This window comes from Bradyrhizobium sp. SRS-191, assembly GCF_024586915.1.
Taxonomy (GTDB): Bacteria; Pseudomonadota; Alphaproteobacteria; order Rhizobiales; family Xanthobacteraceae; genus Bradyrhizobium.
Map to the genome: position 1 here is coordinate 1 of NZ_JANBVS010000038.1, position 8,071 is coordinate 8,071.

The following is an 8,071-nucleotide window of genomic DNA, read 5'->3' on the forward strand; positions in this document are numbered from 1 at the left end:
CGCGCGAATCGTTGCTCAGATCAATGGCTGTTACCATTACGGCTTTCACGATGGTTGCGCAGTGCTGTGCCGGCGCCTCATGGAGTGTCTATTGGTCCTTGCGTTCGAAAAAAAAGGGCACGGTTCTGTAATTCGGGATGGTTCGGGCGAGTACAAGGGCCTTGGAGACATCATCCGCCTTGCCGCGTCTGGACAATACCTTAAACTTACACGCGGGACCGATGCTTCGATGACCGCCATCAAGAAACTAGGCGACACCGGCGCCCACCATCCTGTCTACGTCACGCGTCAGAAAGACATAGACGCCTATCGGCTCGACTACGCGAAACTAATCTCGGAGCTTGCTAATTTCGCGGCCTAGCCCGCCACCGACTGAGCCTGCAGCCAGTGCGAGATCAATTCCGATCTACCGGAATTACGGTGACAGTACTGTCACCGTAATGCGGTGCTCTACCCTTGTGAAGAAGCGGGCTTCGATTTGGCAAGCACCGTCTCGATGGTCTTATTTAATTGGGCGTCATAGTCGCGCTCGATAGTCTCACGTTGTAGTGCGACTGTGCTTTCGCCCTTCTTGAGAATAAAGTTACGCTCCGTTTTCACCAGCTCGCTACAAACTTTGTCGATGAGTTTCGGGTCGTTTTGTCTCAGTGCCGTGAGCAAACTCAGAAGGCGAAATTGAGCATTGGTTGCTTCGTTCTGGAAATATTTGATTTCAAAAAGGGTCGACCGATAGAGCCGCAAGAAAAAATACGCGAGCAACTGGATGAATATTGCGAGCGAGATGCGTACGACAAATCGTACTGCAACATCGGTGGCGGAAAGCGAAGAAAGTTCAGCCGTGGACAGGTAGATAAAACCCGTCAGAACCATAATTCCAATAAGCGAAACCGACGCACCCACAGCCAAATTTACGCTGCCCCGCTTGCGTAGTGAAAGGATTTCATTCGCCAGCCGGATCAAGGTCGCCTGGGCGGCTTCGACCAGCTCGGCGTCTCTGCGCAGCAATTGCGCTTGTTCAGAGTATTCCTTTTTCCAGATTTCTGAAATCTCTTGCGCGGCGTCCGCGGTCATCTTCGCTTTGACTTCCTCGGCGAGTTGCTTTCGCTCCTCCTCCGACAAGCTATTATGGGGAAAGTTACTTATGAATCCTCCGTCAAAAACCTTCCTAGTTAAGAGGTAGTCGTCCGGCCGGAGGGAGGTGCTCTGCAAGAACCCGTACAAGCCGACGCCCAGCGAGATCATTGCGATAGCCACCGACGAGAAAACGATAATTGTGGAGTCGATGGACCCCCTAACTACGCTAACTGGGAATATCAAAATGAACGCAGCGAAACCCAGCCCGATTACCGGGAATCCAAATTTGCCAATTAGCTGCTCGATCAGTGGTGTCGACCGCCGCTTTGCAGAGATGGTTGTTGTTATTTGGGGCTTCTCATCCTGATTCTTGCTGGCATCTTCAGGCATAAAATTCTCGTTATGATTGAAAGGAATCTACATAGCTCTCTTCTGGTTGGATGCCAAGCTTGGCCCGTATTTCCTGCAGTGGGTTTGTGCGGTATTTCTCTTCCCAGCCATTCACGCCGATGCGGTGATATTCTTCGTGAATGCGTTGCGCAAACCGCGGCGCAGCATGTTGAACAGCGGGCTCGGGCGGCTCACGTTACCGCCTAACCCTTGTTCTTCTTATCTGCGGCGATTTTGGCATCAGTTGCGATCACGAGATAGCCACCGCAATCCCGGAGAGCGTTCGCCACTACGTCAGTATCGTTCATGCCTAGGATGCCTTGCTTTCGCGGCCCCTCGGGGGTCATGGCTGCATAGGCCTGTCGTACGAGTTCGCTTTTTTCCTTAATCTTGTCTGCGTTTAGGGAGTGGACGAGTTCGTTCCGGACATGCGAGCAGAGTTCTAATAGGTCCCATATCGGCCTGCCGACTTCCGGCGGATTGATTTTCTCCCTGAGTTCTTCAATCTTTTTTCCGGTGAGGAAGAAGCGTTGCGGATCTCTTCCGTAGGATTCGAGGAGCTCGATCATAAAGCTCTCGATCACGACCTGCGTCTTCACGACCTCAATCATCATCTGCTCAGTCCGCCGGACGAGTTCCATTGAGCGCTTGTGCGTTTCCTCGAACAGCTTCTGCTGCTCGCTAAGCGGGGGGTCATCGGCAAGCACCCAATTTACTTCCTCAGCCATCACTCCCTCCCGGGTTGCTGAAACTGTTGACTTAATTTTGGAGGTGGCTCGTAGGATGAATTTGCGAAACCCATCGCTTTCCCATCCTGCTCTCCTTCTTCGCAGCTATCTTCCAACCGCAAGTGAAGATGAATCGCGGATAGCTACCGGTCGGCTAGCTTTACAGATGCTTCGAGAAACGAGATTACGGTGACAGTGCATTAAATGGTATCGTTTGATCCTGGGCCAATTCATGCACTGTCACCGTAATTCTGATAGCCAACACCGCAGCGGCCTTCGCCCGCATCGTGTCCAACACCCATCGGTTTTTATGCGGGATTCTTGCTCCACCACCAGCGCTTCGATTTTGCCACGGCATAGGTTCGGTCAATGATCGGGCGACAACGCCGCTCGGTCTCTTCAACGAAGCCCTTTAAGCGAACATCTACCCGGTCCACGCCGGGGTAATCTGGAAGGTAGACTTCAGCCATGCCGCCCCACACGTCGCACTCCATTCGTATCCGCTGGTTCTGAGCATCAGGCCCGACGAACGGTCGATAGCAAAGGTATTGTGCGGAAACGACCACAAAGGCGCGCGCTTCTCGGATCAGCTTGAAACTGTCGGCTGCTGGGACACCGAAGAGCGCCATGTATCTCGGACGCAACTTCGCTACGCGTTCGAAGAAGTCAGCATGTTGCTGTACCCTCTTCAGCGTTGCGTAGAATGGGCCGCGGCTTCTCCATTCGGGTTCCGCTTCGCCATCCCGGCGCGGCATATCCTCGTATTCGGATCCGAGCGTGCCAGGGCTGCGGATGATCTCGAAGATTTCCTGGCACTCGTACGCAAGCTCAAGAGCTTCGATGGCGATATCAATTCGCTTCTCTTCTATCTTTTCCCGCTTCCACCGCTCGAAGGTGCGGAAGCCGAAATAAGCAATGCCAATCGTGACAAAGAAGCCGATGATCGTAAGCAGCGGCGTCCATCCGAACGCCCATGGATCAGTCATTGAGGCCTCACGATACCGCCAGTACGATCAGATGGGTCGTCATTTCTTCTCCAATCGCTCGTTAATATTGCGCATCCGCATGATTGCGTCGCAGGCCTCGGTGCTGCCTCTCTGCTCCGCAAGGCACTGGTCGTATGCGCGCGTGCCGCGCAACGGGAACAGTTCATCGACGGATGGGGAAGCCCCTGTCGGGCATGCCATCGCTCGCCAGCCGACTTTGCATGCCCACTCATTGTATGCCGCAAAACCCTGAGCGACCGCACCAACGGCGGCGAATACCGTTGCGATTGCTACGATCACCGCTAGCGCTTGCTGCCGCCACGTCAGATCTAGAGGCCGTCGGATTTCGACTGGTTTGCCGTGCCAATGAAGCTCGCCCTTCGCGTCAACCCCAAGCGCGTCAGCTTCAGCTATTGAAATCGGTCTGATGCCCTTGGGCCATGCAGATTGATCGGGTGGCCGATGTGGTACGTCTTTCAACTCTTGATCGCGATCACCCATCGAGTACCCTCAGTTCCCCACGCCCGAAGCGTAGCGCCATTCAGTTGCGGTCTAAGGTTGTTTTCGAGATACCCACAGGCCACGTGAGCACAGCCGGAAGAAGACATTCGCAGCCGCGGAATCGCGCGTGGAGGAAGCTGCACCGAATAACTGGGAAGGCGATCGAGCTCACCCCCCTTCACACCCGCCCCGATTCATGCGACCTCCGCCCCATCCAAACCCCTCAATTTCGAGCCCTCGATGCACATTCTCCTCCTCGGTTCCGGCGGCCGTGAACATGCCCTCGCATGGAAAATTGCAGGCAGTCCCCTGGTGACCAAACTCTGGTGCGCGCCCGGCAATGCCGGGATTGCGCGGGAGGCGGAATGCGTGGCGCTCGATGTCGCCGACCATGCGGCGGTGATCGCCTTCTGCAGGGCGAACAAGGTCGAGCTGGTGGTGGTCGGGCCGGAGACGCCGCTGGCCGCCGGCATCGTCGATGATCTCACCGCCGCCGGCATCAAGGCGTTCGGGCCCGACAAAATTCCGGCCCAGCTCGAAAGCTCCAAGGGGTTCACCAAGGCGCTGTGCACCGAATTCGGCATTCCCACCGGCGCCTACAAGCGGTTCACCAACGCCGATGACGCGCGCGCCTATGTGCAGAGCCAGGGCGCGCCGATCGTGGTCAAGGCCGATGGGCTCGCCGCCGGCAAGGGCGTCGTGGTTGCCAAGACCGTGCGCGAGGCGGAGGACGCCATCGCCATGATGTTCGAGGGCGCCTTTGGCGAGGCCGGCGCGGAGGTCGTGATCGAGGAGTTTCTGCCGGGCCGCGAGATCTCCTTCTTCGCGCTGTGCGACGGCGAGACCGCTATACCCCTGGCCTCGGCGCAGGACCACAAGCGCGTGTTCGACCACGATGTCGGCCCGAACACCGGCGGCATGGGCGCCTATTCGCCGACGCCTTTGGTGACGCCAGCCATCCACGACGCCATCATGGCCAGGATCATCCTGCCGACGGTGGCGGGCATGAAGAAGCGCGGCACGCCGTTCCGCGGCATCCTCTATGCCGGCATCATGCTGACGACGCAGGGGCCAAAACTGTTCGAGTTCAACGTTCGTTTCGGTGATCCCGAATGTCAGGTGCTGATGTTGCGCATGATGAGCGACATCGTGCCGGTGCTGCTCGCCGCCTGCGACGGGCAGTTGAAGAATTTCGACCTGCGCTGGCACAAGGAAAGCGCGCTCACCGTGGTGATGGCGGCCAAGGGTTATCCCGGCGACTACCAGAAAGGCACGCGGATCGAGGGGCTGGAGGAGGCCGCGGAGGTCGACACGGTCGAGATCTTCCATGCCGGCACGGTGGCCAAGGACGGCGCGATCCTCGCCAATGGCGGCCGCGTGCTCAATGTCTGCGCGCTCGGCGCGACCGTTGCGGAGGCGCAGGCGCGCGCTTACCAGGCCGTGGACCGGATTCGATGGCCCGAAGGCTTCTGCCGACGCGATATCGGGTGGCAGGCGGTGGAGGCGGAGAAGGCGGCGCGTTGACGCGAAATTCCGTAATGGAATCAATGGGCGTTCTACTGTGCATGGGGTTGTTTTCGAGTTTGTGAAGGGAGGACCCGATGTCTGATCTGGCCGATCTCTATCCCGGTTTCGCCTCCGAATGGATCGACACCTCCTCGGGCCGCATCTTCGCCCGCGTCGGCGGCAAGGGCCCGCCGCTGCTGCTGCTGCACGGTTTCTCCGAAACCCACGTGATGTGGCACCGCGTCGCGCCTCAGTTGGCCGAACGCTTCACGCTGATCGTCGCCGACCTGCCGGGCTATGGCTGGTCCGACATGCCCGACAGCGATGCGCAGCACCGGCCGTATTCGAAGCGCGCGATGGCGCAGGCGATGGTGGAGGCGATGGAGCGGCTCGGCCACGTCCATTTCGCGCTGGCCGGCCACGACCGCGGCGGCCGCGTCTCCTATCGCCTGGCGCTCGACCATCCCGGCCGGCTGTCGAAGCTCGCCGTGCTCGATATCCTGCCGACCTATAATTACTGGGAGCGGATGAACCGCGCCTATGCCCTGAAGATCTGGCACTGGACCTTCCTGGCCCAGCCCGCGCCGCTGCCGGAGACACTGATCGCGGGGCAGGGCGAGTTCTTCCTGCGCTTTAAGATGGCGAGCCAGACCATGTCGAAAAATCTGGACGCGATCGACCCGCGCGCGCTGGCGCACTACCTCGCCCCGTTCCGCGATCCCGCTCGCATCCACGCGATGTGCGAGGATTATCGCGCCGGCGCGTATTTTGACTACGAGCTCGACAAGGCCGATGTCGAAGCCGGCAAGAAGATCACGATTCCCATGCTGGCGCTGTGGGGCTCCACCGGCATCGCCCAGGCTGCGGCGACGCCGCTCGACACCTGGAAGCAATGGGCGACCAACGTTCAGGGCCAGCCCATCGAGTCCGGCCACTTCCTCACCGAGGAGAACCCGGAGGCGACCGTGAAGGCGCTGCTGACGTTTTTCACTTCGTAGCCCGGGTGAGCGTAGCGATACCCGGGGCATCTCCCGCGGCACCCCCGGATGTCGCTGCGCTCATCCGGGCTACGACCGCACCTACCGCCTCTCCCGAAAGAACTCCCGCAGCAGCCGCGCCGCCTCGCTCTCGCCGACCCCGGAATAGACGTCCGGCGCGTGGTGGCAGGTCGGCTGGGCGAAGAACCGCACACCGGATTCGACCGCGCCGCCCTTGGGGTCGGCGGCGCCGTAATACAGCCGCCGCACCCTTGCAAAGGAGATCGCGCCCGCACACATGGTGCAGGGCTCCAGTGTCACGTAGAGGTCGCAGTCGACCAGCCGCTCGCTGCCGATCTTCGCCGCCGCCGCGCGCAGCGCCAGGATCTCGGCGTGTGCCGTGGGATCGCGGTCGGTCAGGGTCCGGTTGCCCGCGGTGGCGATCACCTCGTCATTCCGGACCACCACGCAGCCGATCGGCACTTCCCCGGCCTTTCCGGCGTTTTCGGCCGCTTTGAGCGCCAAATCCATGAAAGAGGGGGCTTTCAAGCCTCGTATCATCCGAAGAAACCTGCTAGTAGCTGCGCCTTCAGCAGCAGTGCTTACCGGATTTGCCCAGGGCCTGCGCGGCTCGGAACGAGCGCGCATAAGGCCCAATGCCACACCCCCTCGAAGTGAGATCATTCATGCCTCGCGACAGCGACAAAGACAACGATTCCCGCGGCCGGCGAGGCCCCCCCAAAGGACCGTCAAAAGGCGCCCGCAGCGGCAAGCCCCGCGGCCCCGACAAGAAGTTCGCCAAGCGCGGCTTCGATGGCAAGCGCGAAGACCGTGGCGACCGCGACAGCCGTCCGCCGCGCGAGGGCAAGCCCTTCCGCCGCCGCGAGGAGGGCGACGCCCCGCGCCGCGACTTCTCCGACCGCCCCCGCTTCAAGCGCGACGAGCGCGGCTCTGAGGGCCGCGGCGAGCGTAGCTTCAAGCCGCGCGGCGACCGTCCGTTCTCCGACCGCGGCGCGCGCGATGGCGAAAAGCGCCCGTTCAAGCCCCGCGGCGATCGTCCCTCGTTCAACCGCGACGACCGTCCGCCGCGCCGGGATCGCGACGATGCCCGTCCCGCCGGCCGCTTCGCCGACAAGAAATTCGGCGATAAGAAGCCCTACGCCCCACGCGGCGATCGCCCCGAGCGCAAGTTCGACGGCGAGCGCAAGTTTTCGCGCGGCGCGCCGGATCGCGGGCAGCGCGAGGATCGCGGCGAGCGCAGCTTCAAGCCGCGTGGCGACCGTCCGAATTTCGATCGCGGCGATCGCGCCCCGCGTGGTGATCGTCCCGAACGCAAATTCGACGGCGAACGCAAGTTTTCGCGCGGCGCGCCCGATAGGGGACCGCGCAAGAGCTTCGACAAGGATTTCGGCGGCCGCGACCGCGGCGCCGAAAAACCCTGGCAGAAGCGTGAAGGCGGCGAGGAACGCCCGCGCTTTTCGCGCTCGCGCGATGACCGCCCGTCCGACGATCGCCCGTTCCGCGAGCGTCCGAAATTCGACCGTCCGCGCGAACGTCCCGAGGGCCGCTCCGATTGGCACGAGCATCCGCGCAACGAAGGCCGCTTCGGCGATCGCCCGCGCCTCGAGAACGAGGACGACAGCCGCATCTTCGAGAAGCGCCCCGCCTTCGGCGGCCGCGGCGCCTACCGCGCCCGCGCGCGTGACGACGACGGACGGCCGCGCCGCGAGGAAGCGCCGAAGCCGAAAAAGGCCGGCGAGCGCATCGCCAAAGCGCTGGCCCGCGCAGGTCTTGCTTCGCGCCGCGATGCCGAGGAGATGGTCACGCAGGGCCGCGTCACCGTCAACGGGCGCATCATCAATTCGCCGGCGCTGGACATCACCGCCAACGACGTCAGATCGGAAGAGCA

At 61.2% G+C, this 8,071-nt stretch carries 9 protein-coding genes; 4 read left to right on the plus strand and 5 right to left on the minus strand.

Features of this window, described 5'->3' with window-relative positions; genetic code table 11:
• The coding region (locus NLR35_RS33470; protein WP_257170813.1) for a hypothetical protein at positions 1-361 on the plus strand (361 nt) is incomplete at its 5' end.
• Positions 362-450: 89 nt separating this feature from the next.
• Here NLR35_RS33470 and NLR35_RS33475 read toward each other — a convergent pair.
• From NLR35_RS33475 to NLR35_RS33490, 4 genes are all read right to left on the minus strand, one after another.
• Positions 451-1,464 (minus strand): addiction module protein, encoded by a 1,014-nt coding sequence (locus NLR35_RS33475; RefSeq protein WP_257170814.1) that lies wholly within the window; start codon positions 1,462-1,464, stop codon positions 451-453.
• A 203-nt stretch (positions 1,465-1,667) separates the two neighbouring features.
• Positions 1,668-2,192 carry a hypothetical protein gene (locus NLR35_RS33480; RefSeq protein ID WP_257170815.1) on the minus strand — a complete coding sequence of 175 codons (525 nt, stop codon included), beginning with the start codon at positions 2,190-2,192 and terminating at the stop codon, positions 1,668-1,670.
• A gap of 308 nt (positions 2,193-2,500) precedes the next feature.
• On the minus strand, positions 2,501-3,178 hold the full coding sequence (locus NLR35_RS33485) for a hypothetical protein (RefSeq protein WP_257170816.1): 678 nt from the start codon (positions 3,176-3,178) through the stop codon (positions 2,501-2,503).
• Between the two features lie 39 nt (positions 3,179-3,217).
• Positions 3,218-3,679, minus strand: a complete 462-nt coding sequence (locus NLR35_RS33490; RefSeq protein WP_257170817.1) for a hypothetical protein — start codon at positions 3,677-3,679, stop codon at positions 3,218-3,220.
• Between the two features lie 240 nt (positions 3,680-3,919).
• Here NLR35_RS33490 and purD point away from each other — a divergent pair, with 240 nt between their 5' ends.
• Together purD and NLR35_RS33500 are read left to right on the plus strand one after the other, a co-directional pair.
• Positions 3,920-5,203, plus strand: coding sequence for a phosphoribosylamine--glycine ligase (gene purD, locus NLR35_RS33495; protein WP_257170818.1), 1,284 nt, complete (start codon positions 3,920-3,922; stop codon positions 5,201-5,203).
• Positions 5,204-5,280: 77 nt separating this feature from the next.
• Positions 5,281-6,183, plus strand: a complete 903-nt coding sequence (locus NLR35_RS33500; RefSeq protein WP_257170819.1) for an alpha/beta fold hydrolase — start codon at positions 5,281-5,283, stop codon at positions 6,181-6,183.
• Positions 6,184-6,264: 81 nt separating this feature from the next.
• Here the strand turns inward: NLR35_RS33500 and NLR35_RS33505 are convergent, their stop codons facing one another.
• The gene (locus NLR35_RS33505) at positions 6,265-6,723 is read right to left on the minus strand and encodes a nucleoside deaminase (protein ID WP_257170820.1); all 459 of its coding nucleotides are present in this window, start codon (positions 6,721-6,723) and stop codon (positions 6,265-6,267) included.
• Between the two features lie 125 nt (positions 6,724-6,848).
• Between NLR35_RS33505 and NLR35_RS33510 the strand changes: the two genes are divergently transcribed.
• Positions 6,849-8,071: S4 domain-containing protein (locus NLR35_RS33510; RefSeq protein ID WP_257170821.1), on the plus strand; the 1,223-nt coding region annotated here is incomplete at its 3' end.